This window comes from Pectobacterium punjabense, from assembly GCF_012427845.1.
Classification (GTDB): domain Bacteria; phylum Pseudomonadota; class Gammaproteobacteria; order Enterobacterales; family Enterobacteriaceae; genus Pectobacterium; species Pectobacterium punjabense.
On sequence record NZ_CP038498.1, the window covers coordinates 4,756,269 to 4,771,764 of the forward strand.

At 50.5% G+C, this 15,496-nt stretch carries 16 protein-coding genes; 7 read left to right on the top strand and 9 right to left on the bottom strand.

The genetic code is table 11. The annotated features are described in order from the left end of the window. Positions 1–110: 110 nt before the first annotated feature. The 3 genes from E2566_RS21925 to E2566_RS21510 all read right to left on the bottom strand — a co-directional run bounded on the left by E2566_RS21925 (position 111) and on the right by E2566_RS21510 (position 2,475). Positions 111–611: a hypothetical protein gene (locus E2566_RS21925; protein WP_240618613.1), complete on the bottom strand. Its 501-nt coding sequence runs from the start codon at positions 609–611 to the stop codon at positions 111–113. Between the two features lie 87 nt (positions 612–698). Continuing rightward, positions 699–1,271, bottom strand: coding sequence for a metallophosphoesterase family protein (locus tag E2566_RS21930; RefSeq protein WP_240618614.1), 573 nt, complete (start codon positions 1,269–1,271; stop codon positions 699–701). 289 nt (positions 1,272–1,560) lie between these two features. Further along, positions 1,561–2,475 (bottom strand): LysR family transcriptional regulator, encoded by a 915-nt coding sequence (locus E2566_RS21510; protein ID WP_107168541.1) that lies wholly within the window; start codon positions 2,473–2,475, stop codon positions 1,561–1,563. Between the two features lie 114 nt (positions 2,476–2,589). On the opposite strand from E2566_RS21510, the gene E2566_RS21515 reads away from it, so the two are divergent. From E2566_RS21515 to phoU, 6 genes are all read left to right on the top strand, one after another. After that, positions 2,590–3,951, top strand: a complete 1,362-nt coding sequence (locus E2566_RS21515) for an MFS transporter (RefSeq protein ID WP_107168542.1) — start codon at positions 2,590–2,592, stop codon at positions 3,949–3,951. Between the two features lie 215 nt (positions 3,952–4,166). Continuing rightward, positions 4,167–5,204: a phosphate ABC transporter substrate-binding protein PstS gene (gene pstS, locus E2566_RS21520; protein WP_107168543.1), complete on the top strand. Its 1,038-nt coding sequence runs from the start codon at positions 4,167–4,169 to the stop codon at positions 5,202–5,204. A gap of 162 nt (positions 5,205–5,366) precedes the next feature. After that, positions 5,367–6,326 (top strand): phosphate ABC transporter permease PstC, encoded by a 960-nt coding sequence (pstC, locus tag E2566_RS21525; RefSeq protein WP_005976607.1) that lies wholly within the window; start codon positions 5,367–5,369, stop codon positions 6,324–6,326. Beyond that, positions 6,326–7,213 (top strand): phosphate ABC transporter permease PstA, encoded by an 888-nt coding sequence (gene pstA / locus E2566_RS21530; protein WP_107168544.1) that lies wholly within the window; start codon positions 6,326–6,328, stop codon positions 7,211–7,213. Before pstC ends, pstA begins: the two co-directional genes overlap by 1 nt. Positions 7,214–7,298: 85 nt before the next feature. Next, on the top strand, positions 7,299–8,072 hold the full coding sequence (gene pstB, locus E2566_RS21535; RefSeq protein WP_010681437.1) for a phosphate ABC transporter ATP-binding protein PstB: 774 nt from the start codon (positions 7,299–7,301) through the stop codon (positions 8,070–8,072). A gap of 13 nt (positions 8,073–8,085) precedes the next feature. Next, positions 8,086–8,817 (top strand): phosphate signaling complex protein PhoU, encoded by a 732-nt coding sequence (gene phoU / locus E2566_RS21540; protein WP_107168545.1) that lies wholly within the window; start codon positions 8,086–8,088, stop codon positions 8,815–8,817. Positions 8,818–8,878: 61 nt separating this feature from the next. On the opposite strand, the gene E2566_RS21545 is transcribed toward phoU, so the two are convergent. The 6 genes from E2566_RS21545 to E2566_RS21570 all read right to left on the bottom strand — a co-directional run bounded on the left by E2566_RS21545 (position 8,879) and on the right by E2566_RS21570 (position 13,982). Beyond that, entirely contained in the window at positions 8,879–10,213 is a 1,335-nt protein-coding gene (locus E2566_RS21545) for an aminotransferase family protein (protein WP_107168546.1), read from the bottom strand. Positions 10,214–10,256: 43 nt separating this feature from the next. Beyond that, entirely contained in the window at positions 10,257–11,021 is a 765-nt protein-coding gene (locus tag E2566_RS21550; protein ID WP_107168715.1) for an ATP-binding cassette domain-containing protein, read from the bottom strand. 29 nt (positions 11,022–11,050) lie between these two features. Then, complete coding sequence (locus tag E2566_RS21555; RefSeq protein WP_165800636.1) at positions 11,051–11,782, bottom strand: ABC transporter permease; 732 nt, start codon at positions 11,780–11,782, stop codon at positions 11,051–11,053. Further along, entirely contained in the window at positions 11,779–12,471 is a 693-nt protein-coding gene (locus tag E2566_RS21560; protein WP_107168548.1) for an ABC transporter permease subunit, read from the bottom strand. Before E2566_RS21560 ends, E2566_RS21555 begins: the two co-directional genes overlap by 4 nt. Further along, a complete protein-coding gene (locus E2566_RS21565; RefSeq protein ID WP_107168549.1) occupies positions 12,468–13,295 on the bottom strand; it encodes a transporter substrate-binding domain-containing protein in 828 nt (275 codons plus the stop codon). Before E2566_RS21565 ends, E2566_RS21560 begins: the two co-directional genes overlap by 4 nt. Before the next feature lie 129 nt (positions 13,296–13,424). Continuing rightward, the gene (locus tag E2566_RS21570) at positions 13,425–13,982 is read right to left on the bottom strand and encodes a helix-turn-helix domain-containing protein (RefSeq protein ID WP_107168550.1); all 558 of its coding nucleotides are present in this window, start codon (positions 13,980–13,982) and stop codon (positions 13,425–13,427) included. 93 nt (positions 13,983–14,075) lie between these two features. On the opposite strand from E2566_RS21570, the gene E2566_RS21575 reads away from it, so the two are divergent. Beyond that, the gene (locus tag E2566_RS21575; RefSeq protein WP_107168551.1) at positions 14,076–15,260 is read left to right on the top strand and encodes a benzoate/H(+) symporter BenE family transporter; all 1,185 of its coding nucleotides are present in this window, start codon (positions 14,076–14,078) and stop codon (positions 15,258–15,260) included. Positions 15,261–15,496: the final 236 nt, after the last annotated feature.

Here is a 15,496-nt window from a genome sequence, read left to right on the forward strand (position 1 = left end):
CTTAGCCTTAGCCAGCCTATTGGCACTAGTACGATAAAGGTTGATAGGACTTTCATCATCCGTATCTTTTAGCCACAGTGCTATATCGTGAGCGACAAGGCCGCCATCCTTTATCCCTTCAATGAGGGATCGGATGAATACTGCTCCCATTTATAATTGGGCCACAATCTCCTTAAGCCAAAATGTTCTTGCCCTTCGGTTATGCTATCTCCGCCATCATTCTCTTCTGCTATTTTCTCCCATGGGTAATTTTCTGATAATAAATTATTGTAATATTCATCGTTTTCTTGCTTTTTCTCTAAGATAGAAGAGACAGCGTGGTCGGTTATTTTTATGTCGTATTCAGGGTAGTGCTGGTTTTTCAAAAAATCCCATGCTTCAAATGTAATGGAGTTACTTTCTATTTGTAGAATAAAACCATAGCCTTTTTCCCTTAATCCATTTTCCGTTCTATTAAATGAGGGGATTTCAATTAGGGTGCCGAATTCTTTTTGCATTGCCTCTAAAACCCCGAATCCATTATGTATATGACCGGATATAACAACGGTTTTGGGGTGGCTTGATAATATCTTCTTGATTTTTTCATCCTGCTTCCCAAACCCACCAAACAAATTAGAACGCCAGTGTGTGTCATTAAGCGGTTGATGGGAGATAACAAATTTCCTACCGTTGACCTCTTCAGCGATTTTCTTTTCGAACTATGCTAATGTTGAATCATCGTAGTAGGCTTGATCCTTTAGGCCTCTATCTGTGTTTAGTGCAATAAAATGATGATCGCCAATAAAAATATCAAAACATGCATGCTTTTCTTCATGCTTTATTTTTTTAGTATTCATGTTTTTGTATTTTTCTATAATAAATTTGTAGTAAGGGTTGTCTTTATCAGGATCTTTAGTCCATGACTTACTGTCTGGGCCTCTAACATCATGGTTCCCTAATATAGCTATCACTTTTTCATTGCTTTCTTTAAAAGTGCTTTCTATCGACGCCATTGCTTTATCAATGTACTCAACGCTATCGCTAATATCTCCAGGGACAATAATATGAGATATTTTGTTTTTTTCTTTTATATTTACCAATGCTTTGGATAAGGATGATAACAAATCATCGTTATCTATATGCAGGTCACTGATTACCGCGATAGATAACCTTTTTTCTTTATCACGATTGCTGGGTTGGCTTACGCATAGATCGGCGGTGCTGGCATGAACCGGGAGTTGCATGGCGAGCGGCAGGAGCGCCGCAGATTGTATGAAGGTTCTTCTTTTCAATGTCGATCTCCTCTTTAACACCTGTGGTTAATGCCTAAATGGCTGTCGTCATGACACACGCACGCTTCTCATTTTATTTTTGGCGTTTTTGACTTTTATCCACCGTAATTGTCAGGTTTTTTTAAAACCAATGACGTAAAACCAGAGGATAATGTCGTTATTTACAAAAAAATAAAATCATCGTGCTGTTAGATCGATCATTACCATAAAGCACAATTGTTACAGATTTCTCACAAGTGACAGGAATATCGCTATTGCCCGGTATACATGGCTAGCGCAGGTCGATGTTTTATTCCCACGGAGCGTGGGGGGTAAAGGCTGCCAGTAGTGAATCGATCGCAGCTCTGAGTCTCAGGGGCATGGTGAGTCCTTTGAGCCACACCATATGTATGGGCAGCCCTGCTCCGCAACAGCCTGCCAACACGTCGACTAACTCGCCTTTACGTAAGGCATCAGCGACTAGCCATTGTGGCAGTTGTGCAATGCCGTGGCCGGACAACGCTGCCATCATCACTGCATCCATATTGCCTAATCGCAGTCGGGTTGGTGGTAAAACACATTGGCTCCCTCCTTTTGCGTTCTCGACTTTCCATGGCTGCGCCTGTCCATTGCGTAGTAGGCCGATTCCCTGATGCGTGGCTAAGTCGCTTAGCTGTTGAGGATGCCCGCTTTGTGCCAGATAATCTGCAGACGCGCATAAAACCTGCCGTTGTTCGCCCATTCTGCGTGCGATTAATCCTGTATGCTCTCCGATTTCACCTATCCGAATAGCGAAATCCATCCCTTCTTCGGCTAGATCGACAAGGCGATTGGAGAACTGAACATCAATATGTAATGCCGGAAAACGGTGCGTTAAGCGCAATAACTCAGGCATTATCCACCGCTGTCCGAATCGTTCTGGCAATGTTACGCGCAGATTGCCGGAAGGGATTACCGTGCGTGCCGCCAGCCGATTTTCTGCCTCTTCCAGCGCAGCTAATGCTTTAACGCAGTCCTCATAAAACAGCACGCCTTCATCTGTTAATGACAGACTGCGCGTGGTTCGATGAAATAATTTGATCTGTAATCTTGCTTCCAGCCGCGCTATTGCTTTGCCGACCGTGGAGCGGGAAAGCCCGAGTTGATCTGCGGCTCGGCCGAATCCCCCAGCCTGAACGGCCTGCACAAACGCCCGTATGTTGTTTAACCGCTCACTTGAAATCATGTCTGTTCTCTATTGGCGATAATTTTTCCCATATTAAGCGAAAATATGCCCTGAATGGAGAAGGCTATCGCAAGGTAGACTTTTTCTCTTTCAGACGTTTCAGAGGAATTGGCCATGAACGCGAGTGTTCCCTCGCCACAGACGGTTATTGCCCATCAGTGGCGAGCTTTGACGGGCATTTGTATTGCGAGTTTTCTTGGCTGTATTGATTTTACGATTGTGAATACCGCCATTCCGGCCATTCAACAGCAGTTTGGTGCCGGTATCGCTCATGTGCAGTGGGTGATGGGAATATTCATTATGGCGCTGTGTACCAGCATGGTCATCGTTGGAAGGGTAGCCGATCGCGCGGGTCGTCGGCGTGTACTCTATATTGGTATGGCGGTGTTTGGCGTGGCATCGTTGGGAGCGGGTCTGTCGGGCAGTGTGAATGAACTGATTGGGTGGCGTTTTTTGCAGGGGGCATCTTGCGCCGTTTTATATACTGCAACAACGGTTATTTTGGTTGATATTTATCCAGCTCAGCACCACGGGCGCGTGTTAGGTATCTTGTTTGCCGTCAATGGGTTGGGATTGGCTATTGGCCCCGTGGCTGGTGGTCTTCTGGTGGATGTTCTGGGCTGGAGGTGGGTGTTCTTGCTTAATGTTCCGCTGATCGCAGTGAGTTTTGTTTTTTGTCTCGGTCAGGTGCGGGAATCTCGCGTAGCGCAAGCGCCGCCTTTGGATGGTAAAGGGTTACTCTTTTTTATCCTTTCCGTTGCCAGTGCACTGTTGGTTATCAATCAAGGCGATCGCTGGGGATGGTTGAGCCTGCCATCGTTAGCCTGTTTTTTACTGGCGCTGGTGGCGCTAGGGGGACTAATTCGGGTTGAGCGGCGAGAGCCTTTCCCTCTGATCGATATCGATTTATTACGGCAGCCTGCTTTTCTCCGAATCTGTGTACTGACATCGCTACTGGCTTTTTTCTACTGCGGCGCTTTTTTTCTCATGCCGATTCATCTTCATGCGACGCATCATTATCGTGATGCTGTGATTGGCCTGTTGCTATTGCCTACAACGGCCGCGATGGCGTTAATTTCGCCGTGGGTGGGGCGTTTGGCGGACCGCATCGGCCCTCGATGGATACTGATGGCTGGCTTTCTTATGCTCGGGCTGTCTGCGGGTTTACAAAGCATGCTCGATCGTGAGAGTGCGTTAGGCACCATGATAGTGGCTTTTACCTTAATGGGCGTGGGCTGGGGATGCATCTTAGGTCCCTCTGTTCTGGCCGCGCTCAAGGCTGTACATGCTGAACAGCAGGGGGTTGCCATCGGTATTTCCTGGACGTTGCATAATTTGGGCGGTGCGGTAGGATTGGCGTTTGTCACACAACTCTATCATCGTACGGAACAGGGTTATCAGACGGCGATGTTATTACTGTGCTTCCTGTCATTATTGGGATGTCTCATCGCCAGTTACCGTGATAAACGTCTCTGAGATCCCCCTAAATTTGGCGCTACGGCAGCTGGCGCCACCTCCTATACCCTATGCTGCCAAGCGATTTTCTTGCTTGTCATAAAACTGTCACATTGCGTACATTTTACTGTCACTAAATTGTCCTATTTTTCCTCCTGCGAACTACACTCTGATTTGATAACTCTGATTTGATAACGGCTCTACGTCGACACGTCGAGTATCCCACAGGAGGGATTATGAAACTGATGCGTACCACTCTTGCCAGTGTTGTTGCGGCAACCTTTTCTCTGACGGCATTTTCTGCTTTTGCTGCTAACCTCACCGGTGCCGGTGCGACATTCCCTGCGCCTGTTTATGCCAAATGGGCTGATTCCTATCAAAAAGAAACCGGTAATAAAGTTAACTATCAAGGCATCGGTTCTTCTGGTGGTGTAAAACAAATTATCGCTAAAACGGTAGATTTCGGTGCCTCTGACGCGCCTCTGGCTGACGACAAATTAGCACAGGATGGTTTATTCCAGTTCCCAACCGTTATCGGTGGCGTGGTACTGGCAGTGAACGTTCCTGGTATCAAATCTGGCGAATTGACGCTGGACGGTAAAACACTGGGTGATATCTACCTGGGCAACATCAAAAAATGGAACGACCCGGCAATTACCAAACTGAACCCGAATGCCAAGCTGCCGGATCAGGATATCGCTGTCGTTCGTCGCGCTGATGGTTCTGGTACGTCTTTCGTGTTCACCAGCTATCTGGCGAAAGTGAATCCAGAGTGGAAAGAGAAGATTGGTGCGGGTTCTACTGTGAACTGGCCGACCGGTCTGGGCGGTAAAGGTAACGATGGTATCGCAGCGTTCGTACAGCGTCTGCCTGGTTCTATTGGTTACGTAGAATACGCGTATGCCAAGCAGAACAACCTGGCTTACACCAAACTGATTTCTGCCGATGGCAAAGCGGTTAGCCCAACTGGCACCAGCTTCAGCAATGCGGCTAAAGAGATCGACTGGAGCAAGTCTTTCGCTCAGGATCTGACGAACCAGAAAGGCGCTGATGCATGGCCGATCACCTCAACCACCTTCATCCTGGTTCACACCAAGCAGGATAAACCTGAGCAGGGCGCTGAAGTGTTGAAATTCTTCGACTGGGCGTTCAAGAAAGGCGGCGAGCAAGCCGAAGCGCTGGACTACGCCACACTGCCGAAAGAAGTGGTTGAGCAAATCCGTGCTGCCTGGAAAACCCAGGTAAAAGACAGCAGCGGTAAAGCACTGTATTAATTATTGTATCGACCAGTCGTGTTGATAACCAGAGCGTGATGAGGTTGTCAGGTGCTGGAAATACGGTAGTGGAATAACACGTCGTATCGAGGCGGAGAGGTGATAGCAACCTCTCTGCCTTCAATAGCTTATTAAATGCAGTTAAAACGAGAAGAGAGACGTATGGCGGAGTACAAGCCAACTATCAAAGCCCCGGGAAAATATGGCGATATCCTCTTCAGCACGCTGGTAAAACTGGCGGCGCTGGTCACGCTCCTGCTGTTGGGAGGCATCATTGTTTCCCTGATTGTGGCGTCCTGGCCTAGCATCGAGAAGTTCGGTTTTGCCTTCTTGTGGACGAAAGAGTGGGATGCGCCCGCAGAGCAGTTTGGTGCACTGGTTCCTATTTACGGTACCGTCGTAACCTCACTGATCGCACTGATTATTGCGATTCCGATTAGCTTCGGGATTGCGTTATTTCTGACAGAGCTGGCACCAGCTTGGTTGAAACGCCCGCTTGGCGTGGCGATTGAATTGCTGGCGGCCATACCAAGTATTGTTTACGGCATGTGGGGGCTGTTTATCTTTGCTCCGCTATTTGCCAAATATTTCCAGCAGCCAGTAGGCAACGTCCTGTCCGGTATCCCTATTGTTGGTTCACTGTTCTCTGGCCCGGCGTTCGGGATTGGTATTCTGGCAGCTGGCGTTATTTTGGCCATCATGATTATCCCTTATATTGCAGCGGTCATGCGTGACGTGTTTGAGCAAACGCCAGTCATGATGAAAGAGTCCGCCTACGGCATCGGCTGTACGACGTGGGAAGTGATCTGGCGCATTGTGCTGCCTTACACCAAGAATGGTGTCATCGGCGGGGTGATGTTGGGATTGGGGCGCGCCTTGGGGGAAACCATGGCCGTTACCTTTATCATTGGGAACACTTACCAGCTCGACAGCGCGTCGCTGTATATGCCGGGCAACAGTATTACCTCTGCGTTGGCGAATGAATTCGCCGAAGCCGAATCCGGCGTGCACACAGCGGCGCTGATGGAGCTGGGTCTGATCCTGTTTGTTATTACCTTTATTGTTCTGGCGTGTTCAAAGCTGATGGTGATGCGTCTGGCAAAAAATGAGGGGGCGCGCTAATGGCGACATTAGGCATAGAGCAAGAAGCCGCACTGGCACGCTCGCGACGTAAAATGCAGGCCTGGCGTCGCCAGAAAAACCGCATTGCGCTGTTCTTATCCATGTCCACGATGGCTTTTGGCCTGTTTTGGCTGATTTGGATACTGTTCTCGACGGTGACTCGAGGCATCGATGGCATGTCTTTGGCATTGTTTACCGAGATGACACCGCCGCCTAATACGGCAGGTGGTGGATTAGCGAATGCCATCGTTGGTAGCGGATTGCTAATTCTATGGGCAACCCTGTTGGGTACGCCGCTGGGGATTATGGCGGGCATCTATCTGGCGGAATACGGTCGTAAATCCTGGATCGCCGAAGTGATTCGCTTCATCAACGATATTCTGCTGTCAGCGCCTTCCATTGTGGTTGGGTTGTTTGTCTACACGCTAGTGGTAGCCAAGATGCAGCATTTCTCCGGTTGGGCGGGTGTGATTGCACTGGCGCTGTTGCAGGTGCCGATTGTGATTCGTACCACAGAGAATATGCTCAAACTGGTGCCGGATAGCCTGCGTGAAGCGGCTTATGCACTGGGTACGCCGAAATGGAAAATGATTTCTGCGATTACGCTGAAAGCATCGGTATCGGGCATTATCACCGGGGTGCTGCTGGCTATCGCACGTATTGCGGGGGAAACGGCGCCGCTGCTGTTTACATCGCTGTCGAATCAGTTCTGGAGCACGGATCTGATGCATCCGATTGCTAACCTGCCGGTCACCATATTTAAGTTTGCTATGAGCCCGTTTGTGGAATGGCAACAGCTGGCCTGGGCGGGTGTACTGCTGATTACGCTGTGCGTTCTGCTACTGAATATTCTGGCGCGTGTTATTTTCTCTGCGAAGAAACACTAATTCGCTAAAAACAGTAATTAGCTGAAAAACACTAAACAAATTCAAGGCGTTGCCAGTCATCGCCAGGAAAAAGAGAGAAGTCTTGATGAGTATGGCTACTGAGACATCCAACAAAATCCAGGTACGCGATCTGAATTTCTATTACGGAAAATTCCATGCGTTGAAAAACATTACGCTGGATATTGCCGCGAATCAGGTTACCGCGTTTATCGGTCCGTCCGGCTGTGGTAAATCCACGCTGCTGCGTACGTTGAACAAAATGTATCAGCTCTACCCTGAGCAGCGCGCCGAGGGCGATATCCTGCTGGATGGCAATAACATCCTGACCGATAAGCAAGACATCGCGCTGCTGCGTGCCAAGGTGGGGATGGTTTTCCAGAAGCCGACGCCGTTCCCGATGTCCATTTACGATAACATTGCGTTTGGTGTTCGCCTGTTTGAGAAGCTGTCTCGCGCGGATATGGATGAGCGTGTTCAGTGGGCGCTAACCAAAGCGGCGCTGTGGCAGGAAACGAAAGATAAGCTGCATCAGAGCGGCTACAGCCTGTCTGGTGGTCAACAGCAGCGTTTATGTATTGCGCGTGGTATTGCGATTCGCCCGGATGTCTTGCTGCTGGATGAACCTTGTTCTGCACTCGACCCGATTTCTACCGGTCGCATTGAAGAGCTGATCTCTGAGCTGAAAAAAGATTACACCGTGGTCATCGTGACGCATAACATGCAGCAGGCAGCGCGTTGTTCAGATCATACGGCGTTTATGTATTTAGGTGAGCTGATTGAGTTCAGCGATACTGATACCCTGTTTACTGCCCCACGGCAGAAGCAGACTGAAGATTACATCACCGGCCGTTACGGTTGATTAGGAAAGCATCATGGATAATCTGAATCTGAACAAACACATTTCCGGTCAGTTTAACGCCGAACTGGAACACATTCGCACGCAGGTCCTGACTATGGGCGGGCTGGTGGAGCAACAGCTGAGTGATGCGATTACCGCGATGCATAATCAGGATGCGGAGCTGGCTCAGCAGGTGATTGAAGGCGACGCCAAAGTTAACATGATGGAAGTGGCGATCGATGAGGCCTGCGTGCGCATTATTGCGAAACGTCAGCCGACCGCCAGCGATCTGCGTTTGGTGATGGCGATCATCAAAACCATCTCTGAACTGGAGCGTATCGGCGATGTGGCGGATAAAATCTGTCGCACCGCGCTGGAGAAATTCTCCCATCAGCATCAGCCGCTGCTGGTGAGTCTGGAATCATTGGGCCGCCACACCGTGCAGATGCTGCATGATGTGTTGGATGCTTTTGCCCGTATGGATCTGGACGAAGCAATCCGTATTTATCGTGAAGATAAGAAAGTGGATAAAGAGTACGAAGGGATTGTGCGTCAGTTGATGACTCACATGATGGAAGATCCTCGTACTATCCCGAGTGTACTGACGGCGTTGTTCTGCGCCCGTTCTATTGAGCGTATCGGCGATCGTTGTCAGAACATCTGCGAATTTATCTTCTACTTTGTCAAAGGTCAGGATTTTCGCCACCTTGGTGGTGATGCGCTGGAAAAGCTGTTGGCTGAGAAAGACAAGAAAGCGGAAGAGTAACGCGATTCCGCGCTTAGCCTCTTATTAACGCCCTGCTTGCAGGGCGTTAGTTTTTTTGTGATTACTGACGACCGATCCACGCGGTGGCATGCTTCAGCGTGTTTTCCACCGTATGTACAAGCCGATCCACCTCGTCAGCAGTAATGACCAGCGGCGGTGTCAGCGACAGTGCGCCACCATGAATAGACAGAATGACCCCTTCCTCTTCACGTGCGTACCGAGGAATCTCTGCCAGCAGTTCGGGATAGTGGCGGAAGAGCGATACCTTCGTGGCCTTATCCGCCACCAGTTCCAGACCAATCATTAACCCGCGACCGCGAATATTGCCGACTATCCCCAGATCGTTTAATGGTGCCAACGCGCTAAGTAACTGTTCGCCGCGCGTGCGGGAAGCCTGAACCAATTGCTCATTCTCGATGATATCGATATTAGCGCTGGCGACGGCGCAGGCAACCAGATGCCCTGCGAACGATCCACCACCACCAGCACCTTCAATGGTTTCTGCGAATGATTCGCTGAGCAGCAGAGCGGCAATCGGCATATATCCGCTGGCAATTCCCTTCGCCAGAACGATCACATCGGGTGTGAGCTGATAATCATTGGCGGTAAACCAGGCTCCGGCTCTGCCGAAGGCTGTCACCACTTCATCAACCACAAACAGAATGCCGTGTTTCTTCAGCAACGCGGCAACCTTCGGCCAATAGTCGTCCGGGGCTGGGATCATGCCCGCAGGCCCCCAAACCAGTTCGCCAAATAGGGCGGCAATATTTTCGGCTCCGTGTTCGCGAATCGCCTCGTCCAATTCCTGTAAGCAGAAATCTGTCGCGCTCTGCTGGTTGAACCACTCGGAATGATAGGACCACGGCGGCGTTAACTGGATGACCTGAGCATCGCCATTTCCCTGATGGATGCCCATCAGCTCTAAACCGCCATAGGTACGGCCATGAAAAGCACCACGATGAACCAGTATTTTTTTTCGTTGTGGTTCGCCACGGCGCTGGTGGAAAAGGCGTACAAGCTGTAACGCCTCATCATCGGCTTCTGAACCGCTGCTCATGAACCGAACTTTTCCTATATTTCGGGGCGCACGCGAAATGAGTTTCTCGGCTAACTCGATAGACGGGGGATTAGCAAAGTAGGCTGCTGTCGTGAAGTGCGCCAACTGTTCCATTTGCTGAGCGGCCACCTGTGCCAACTCCCGGCGCCCGTGACCTACCTGAGCCAGCCAGGCTCCCGCATGAGCGTCGAGAAAGGCACGGCCATGTTCATCCCATACCGTGCTCCCTTTACCTTTGACCAACACAAAACGTTCTTTATTGGCACGGTTCCCGCTGACGTGCTGAACGACCTTGCGATCGCGTTCCGCCCAATGTCCTGTTGCCTGTGCTTTCGTCATTTCTGGTTCCTTTTTTTGTGAGCGAGTGCATAACGCTCAACGATCATAATGCCTGTATAAATGTGTTGAAGCGATCCGAACCGCCGCCGCTGAACAGGGCATCCGGCGACCCTTGTGTATCAATGCGCCCCTGATGTAAGAATAAAATCTGATCGGATACTTCACGTGCAAAGGCAATTTCGTGCGTGACGATCACCATCGTTCTCCCTTCTTGCGCCAGAGAACGGATGACTGCCAGTACCTCACCAACGAGCTCTGGGTCGAGGGCCGATGTGGGTTCGTCTAGCAGGAGTATTTCAGGATTGACCGCTAAGGCTCTGGCAATCGCGCCGCGCTGCTGTTGTCCGCCAGATAACTGCGACGGATAGTGGTGTTTTCGTTGATATAGCCCCACCCGCTGGAGCAAGTGTTCTGCTTGCTCGATCGCTACTTGTTTTGGGGTATGCCATAACTGAGTGGGAACCTCCGTGATGTTTTGCAATAACGTGAGGTGGGGCCAAAGGCGGTAATTTTGAAAAACCATGCCTATTCGCCGGCGTAGACGGGTAATCGCGGCGCTGAGGTGTCGTGGATCGCATGAGGGTGATAGCGAGATTGTTTCGTCCAGCAATGAAATATTGCCTGTATCCGCTAATTCGAGGAAATTCAGGCAGCGCAATAACGTAGATTTCCCTGAACCGGAACGGCCAAGTAGCGAAACCACGTCCCCTTTGCGCGCTTGTAATGAGATGTCATGTAGCACGCTAATCGCGCCGTAATGTTTACTCAGATGGCTGACCCGTAAAATAGCGTCACGGCTATCGGTCATCGCACCAGAATGAAAATGTGTTGTCATGTTTAGGATGCACTGTTTTTTGCGCGAAGCTTATGGGGCTGACTGGCCGATTTTTTATCATGACGATAATTTGTCAGATGACGTTCCAGACGATAAATGATGCCCGTAGCGACAAGCGTAATGGCGATATAGATCACGCCTGCGACGGTAATGACCGGAAACACGCTGTACGTTTTGCTAATGATGGTTCTGGCGATACCGGTGACTTCTGCGAGCGTAATCGTGGAGGTTAACGACGTGACCTGAATGGCGCGGCCGACTTCGTTACTGTAGGCGGGTAGTGCCTGACGTAACGCCAGCGGAAAGACAATAAAACGGTAAATCTTGACCGTCGACAGCCCCAGACTTTTCCCCGCTTCGATCATTCCATTATCAACGGCGCGTAGACCGCCACGAAAGACTTCACAGACGTACGAAGCCTGATAAAGCGATAACACGATGATGGCGCACCAGAGGGGATCGCGAAAATAGGGCCAGAGAACGCTATGGCGTATGAAAGAAAATTGCCCGGCACCGTAATAGACGATAAATAGCTGCACTAGCACCGGAACGGTACGGAAAACAAAAAGATAGCCATCCGTCAGCAGCACCAGTCCTTTGCTTCTGGATGTTTTTAAAAGCGACAATCCGATACCGATCAACACGCTGAATAATAAGGTCGATGCGGTGATTGCTAGTGTTAACGGCACGCCAGCGAGTAGCGAGGTTACGGTAGTGAGCCATTCTCCGTTCATTGCGCGGCCCCTTTTTTCGCCGCGATGCGTCGCTCCCATCCGCCTACCCACCAGGATGACGCTAGTGCCACGACCATATACAACAAGGCTGCTATCGAATAAAAAACAAACGGTAGACGCGTTGAGCCTGCGGCGATTTGGGCTTGTCGCAGAATCTCCATGACACCGACCACGGACACGAGCGATGAGGCTTTCAAGGTGGTTAACCAGATATTGCCAATGCCGGGTAACGCCGTGGGCAGCGCTAAGGGAATAATAATGCGGGTGAGCAGCTTTCGCCCCGTCATACCAAAGGCGGTTGCCGATTCAATATAGATTTTATCGATAGCGAGGACGGCACCGCGGAACACTTCCGACAGCAGCGCAGAGCTGGTAATCCCCACGGCGATAATTCCCGTGATAACGGGGGACGGAACGATGGCGGCACTATCCAGAAACGCGGAAATATCGCTCAGGAAGAGGATACCGCCGAAGAAAAAGAAATAAATAATCAATAAATCGGGCACGCCGCGCAGTATCCAAACATAGGCTTGCGCCGCCCGGCACAACACCGGACGGGAGGACAAACGTCCGTAAACGACGACAATAGCGATCAGTACGGCAAGAATAAAGCTGAACCCTGCGACATACAGCGTTACCCAAGCCGCCTGTATCAACAGAAACAGCCAATTCCAATCGAAGGCACTCATGCTGACGGCGTTTTAGGAATGGAATCGAACTTCAGCCATTTGATGGATAACGCCGACACCGTGCCATCATGGATTGCGGCGTCAATGGCGTTATTGAGTTTTTCCTTTAAGGCCTGTTCATCTTTACGCAGCGCGATACCGATACCGCCCTCATCGGCGATTTCTGGTCCGAATCGAATAAAGGTGTCCTGATGCTGGCCTTCCAGTAGCGGGGTGAGATTGACCGATACGCCTAATACGGCATCCAAACGCCCTGCTTCCAGATCGATTTTCAGGTTATCGTCGGTGTCGTATTCCTTAATCTCGACACCCTGCTGGCGAAAGGTGTTATCGGCAATCGCTTGCTGAATGGTCCCGCGCTGGACGCCGAGAGATTTCCCTTTGAGTGCGGCGATAGCGGCGTCTGATGTGGTGATATTTTTAAACAGCGCCTCTGAGCCAACCAGCCAACTGGGTGTGGTCGAATAAGGATGGGTAAAATCTATCTGTTTTTTTCGCTCTTCCGTAATAGAGATGCCCGACATGATGGCATCGTATCTTTTAGCGAGCAGGGCGGGAATAATGCCTTCCCAGGATTGGCTAACCACGGTGCATTCTTCGTTGATTCTTTTGCACAGGTCGTTAATGAGGTCTACTTCAAACCCTTCGATTTTTCCGTTTGAGGTACTGTAATTATAAGGCGGAGAAGCGCCATCCATCGCAATGGTTAATTTGGCCGTTGCCTCTGGTGAAGCGGCTGAAAATACGGAGAACAAGAATAACGGCGTAATGCACCGTGAGAATAAACTCGCACGATGTGCGGTATTGGCTTTTAACTGACCCATAGAACGTTAACCCCATAAAACGAATGGGAAGAAATTCTATTGCGCGCGCGTCGATTGTCTAATACGTATTTTTGCTATCAATATCTATTTATTTGATTTTTAAACCTATTGGGACAGAAATCGCTCAGGTTACAGATAGTGAATCAAATCGTGGAAGCGCACCGTGGTGTTGGTAGGATTGTGGTAGCTGTGCTCTCTGTCGGCGGCAAAGCGTAGAGCATCCCCGGTGGACAATAAGTGGGTCTGCCCATCAACGGTAATCTCCAATTGGCCTTCCAACACAATAATATGCTCGATCACCCCGTTTTCATGTGGCGATGACGTGCTGCTGGCACCCGCAGCTAGCTCAATAACCAGCATATCGAAATGCAGTTTTTCGTCGTAGGGAAAGAGTGGCACCGCGCGCATTCCTGCGGCATTTTCCCTGAATGTTGAACCAGCCCCTGAGCGATACGTCACGTCTTCATCCGTGAGCGTCGGTTCAATAAAGGTTGAGAACGCGACATTTAGGCCCGTCGCAATTTTCCACAGAATCGCGACCGTCGGGCTGGATTCACCGCGCTCGATCTGACCGAGCATCGCTTTACTGACACCCGTTTCTTCCGCTGCTCGCGTGAGGCTCCAGTTTTTCTCCTGCCTTAACGCTTTCAATGTATCGCCAATACGGCAAGTTAACTCATCAGACATCGATGTTGGCTCCTGCTTGTGCGTTATAACGCACGCTGCTATGTTAACGCTTTCTGTGCGTTATAGCGCACGATAAGAGTGGGATGCTATACCATGCCTGCGTCATTTGCGCTAAAAGATGTCACGTTTTCGACCTTCGTCGCCGGTTTTGTTGCGGTACTGGTGGGTTACACCAGCTCGGCCGCCATCATTTTTCAGGCGGCGGAAGCGGCGGGTGCCAGTACGCTACAAATCGGCGGCTGGTTAAGCATGTTGGGGATTGCCCAAGGGCTGGCGTCCATTAGCCTATCGCTGTATTACCGTGCGCCAATACTGGCTGCGTGGTCAACGCCGGGGGCGGCGCTATTGGTCACCAGTCTGCCGGGCACATCGCTCAATGAGGCGATCGGCGTATTCCTGTTTTCTTCTGCGCTTATTTTTATCTGCGGGATTACGGGTCTGTTTGCCCGCTTGATGAACGTTATTCCACAAGCCATTTCTGCTGCGATGTTGGCAGGGATTCTGCTGCGCTTTGGTGCAGATGCCTTTCTTTCTCTGCAACAGGATTTCTGGCTCGCTTTTGCGATGTGCGTGACGTATTTGCTCAGCCGTCGGCTGCTACCCCGCTTTGCCATTGTGTTAACGCTGCTTGCAGGCCTGTTGCTAGCGTTATGGCGTGGGCAAATTGCGGTTTCTGATTCGCCGCTGGTATTTGCCGTGCCGGAATTTATCGCGCCGCATTTTTCGTGGGCGTCTCTGCTGGGTGTCGGCATTCCGTTTTTCATTGTCACTATGGCGTCGCAGAACGCACCGGGCGTTGCCACGCTGAAAGCCGCGGGCTATCAGATTCCCGTATCGCCGCTGATTACTATTACGGCATTAATCGCGTTGATATTGACGCCGTTCGGCGGCTTTTCTGTGTGTATTGCCGCGATTACTGCCGCGATCTGTATGGGATCAGATGTGCATCCCGATCCAAAAAAACGCTATCTTGCCGCTGTCGCGGCAGGTGGATTTTATCTACTGGCGGGCGTTTTCGGTGGATCGATCGGGCAGCTTTTTACCGCGCTGCCGCAGCCGCTGATTCATGCTATCGCTGGTTTAGCGTTGCTCAGCACAATTTCGGGTAGCTTGTACCGCGCCTTGCTGGATGAAGAGCAGCGCGATGCGGCGGTGGTCACTTTCCTGATTACCGCGTCTGGATTAACGCTGTGGGGCATTGGCGCGGCGTTTTGGGGACTCATTGGGGGGATGATGACCTGGCTGGTGCTGTCTGGAGGAAAAGTGGCGTTACGCTGAGTACATCAGGAAAAACAGGCGAGCACCTAATACAGGTCACTTAAGCCCGTTGTTAGGGAAACACAGGGGGAGGTTCCCGCAGGGAGGCCTCACCCCTGTGGTCGCCCGAGTATCTCGATGCTTAAACGATCGCCATTAGGTGAGCGCCTATCTTAAATTAATCTTCAACGAACGAGAGAACGCTGCTTTTTCGGCGTCGCGATTTTAGTTTCATTGATGAATGTCCCGTTACGATT